Source organism: Pseudomonas sp. SST3 (assembly GCF_003325755.1).
In genome coordinates this window covers 1-1,749 of the sequence record NZ_QORI02000220.1, presented here as the reverse complement: position 1 = coordinate 1,749, position 1,749 = coordinate 1, and the positions used below count along the sequence as shown (strand labels likewise).

Here is a 1,749-nt window from a genome sequence, read left to right as displayed (position 1 = left end):
TACGACAGGTTCGCTCTACGAGCCAATGCAATCCGGCACTGGTGTGCAAGGCGGCGTGCGTGAACGTATGGAGCGGGAAGAGGCTGCACGAGCGCAATCGAAATAACCCGGCGATGCATAATCAACCCGGGTTAGCGTCGAGCGGGGATGCCGAAGCACGTTGAATAGCGTGCCAGGGATTGTGGCCCCGTATCTCTTCAGCGCAGCCAACTTCTTGATCATGTATAGCGGGTAATCGCTATAAGCAGCGCCTGAAATCGCCTGCCCTAATTACCCTCTCAACATTGCAGGCACTTCCTGCGTAGTTCAGTATGAGTAAAACTTAGTTCCGATCCAGTTTCTCGCTGATGTACCATCCGCGATTGCCAATCTGCAGGCCTTAATCAGGTTCAATATCCAGAGCTGGGGTTGGTCTTTTCGCAGAGGCTATTGGCTTATCCTGCGCTAATTTGAATCAGTCAGCGCTCTCCAGATCATTGATCAGGGACTTCATCTCTGCGATTTCTCGCCGCTGAGCTTCGATGATTTCATCAGCTAATTTTCGGACGCGAGGGTCAGAAATCTGAGCTCGTTCGCTTGTCATGATGGCGATGGAATGGTGGGGGATCATCGCCTTCATGTAATCCGTGTCGTCTACCGTCGCCTGCCCACGTACTAGCCACAGCGCAATGGCAAAAGCCACGGCACTACCCGCAAATATCGCTATATTTACTGATTTTCTCTTATACATATTGAGCATGAATGCGAGCATGACCACTGCCATAACGGCGCCCATCACCAATGCCATCCAAGCGCGGGTTTCGCTCCACATAACATGTTCAAATGCGTATGTATTTAAATACATCACGCCATACATGATGATCGTCGACGTGGCTACCATCGCCCCAAAGCGCCAGTAAGACATTTGCATAATTAGTCCTCTTATGGTGATTGCCGCTGAATCGCGCTTCCAATTCAACGTGTTTCGCAGTCGAGCCTGGGAGCGGCTTACGACTGCCCTCTTAAAACGGACAAGCCGAGGGTTGTGAGGTTTCGATTTTTTAAGAAGCTTACAAAAATGTAATCATCGCCCGTCCTAAGGCGCCGCCAGGTCTACTTTCACTGGTGTACTACGCGTAACAGCTCCTCATTCTAGGAAGCTATATACGTTAATAAGTGAGAGGAAGGCTATAAGAACATTGGCCTGTATCAAGTCGATCACTGCTTGGAAAGAGCGAGCCACACCAAGATAGTTATCGAACTATTAGACACACTATCCGCTTGAGGAAGCTCAAAAAACTAACACTTATTCTTACGCAATAAACGGTCAATAGAAAAACTTAAGCGCCCATCATTGGCTATATGCTTGCTGGGTCTGACCGCAGAGCTAGTATTTGCACATAGAATGTATGTGGACGACTAAAACTACGTAAGCGTCCAGCCAACTCACCTTCCGAACTCCAGCATTAAGGGCGATGGTGTCCGCGTTTTTTAAGCGGACGCGATAGCCCTTATCGCCGGGATTTCCATGCGCCAACGAAGCTCTTACCCCAAACCGTTCAAGGCCCAGGTTGTTCAGGAGTGCCTGCAATCCGGTGCTAGCGTTTCCAGCGTGGCCATACGCCATGGCATCAACGCCAACGTCATTCGCAAGTGGCTACCGCTTTACCGAGATCAGCCACCAGCGGCGTTGCCGGCTTTCGTTCCATTGAGGGCTACGCCTAAACGACCGGCTGAAGCATCGGTGATTATCGAGCTACCGCTTGGCGA

General features: G+C 50.5%; 2 protein-coding genes. One reads left to right on the top strand and one right to left on the bottom strand.

The annotated features are described in order from the left end of the window. Positions 1-454 precede the first annotated feature (454 nt). Positions 455-910 carry a DUF305 domain-containing protein gene (locus DQ405_RS26790; protein WP_168426500.1) on the bottom strand — a complete coding sequence of 152 codons (456 nt, stop codon included), beginning with the start codon at positions 908-910 and terminating at the stop codon, positions 455-457. A gap of 597 nt (positions 911-1,507) precedes the next feature. On the opposite strand from DQ405_RS26790, the gene tnpA reads away from it, so the two are divergent. Next, on the top strand, positions 1,508-1,749 hold a 242-nt coding region (gene tnpA, locus DQ405_RS26785), incomplete at its 3' end, for an IS66-like element accessory protein TnpA (RefSeq protein ID WP_168426499.1).